The organism is Mycobacterium sp. VKM Ac-1816D, assembly GCF_000416385.1.
GTDB lineage: Bacteria > Actinomycetota > Actinomycetes > Mycobacteriales > Mycobacteriaceae > Mycobacterium > Mycobacterium neoaurum_A.
In genome coordinates this window covers 1-357 of the sequence record NZ_AOHQ01000126.1, presented here as the reverse complement: position 1 = coordinate 357, position 357 = coordinate 1, and the positions used below count along the sequence as shown (strand labels likewise).

Genomic DNA, 357 nt, shown 5'->3' with positions numbered 1-357 from the left:
CACAACGGATCCAACGCCGCACANAGCTCTTCCCCGGTCGTCACGTCCAGATCGAGGGTGGCCTCAAACCGGCCCTCAGCGTTCTGCACCACGGTCATCTCATTCAGCGTGGCGTCCTCGGCGACCGGCACCACCCGCTGCTCGACCGGTAGTGCCGCGACTCGGTCGAGGGCGATCGCCCGCGCCTTCGCCGCCACCTCGGCCGGCGTGGTCTGCACCATCAGTTTGGTCACCACCGCCGCCCGATCGTCGTCGGACAACGGTGCTCGAGACTCCACGTGAGTGACACCTTTGCCCACGGCATCGGCGAACTCGATACCGATACCGCCCAACCGCTGCGCGATCGTCAACGCCGGC

1 pseudogene is annotated in these 357 nt (G+C 67.1%); it reads right to left on the bottom strand.

The features are described from left to right. Positions 1–357, bottom strand: a pseudogene (locus G154_RS26755) (HNH endonuclease); the annotation flags it as partial.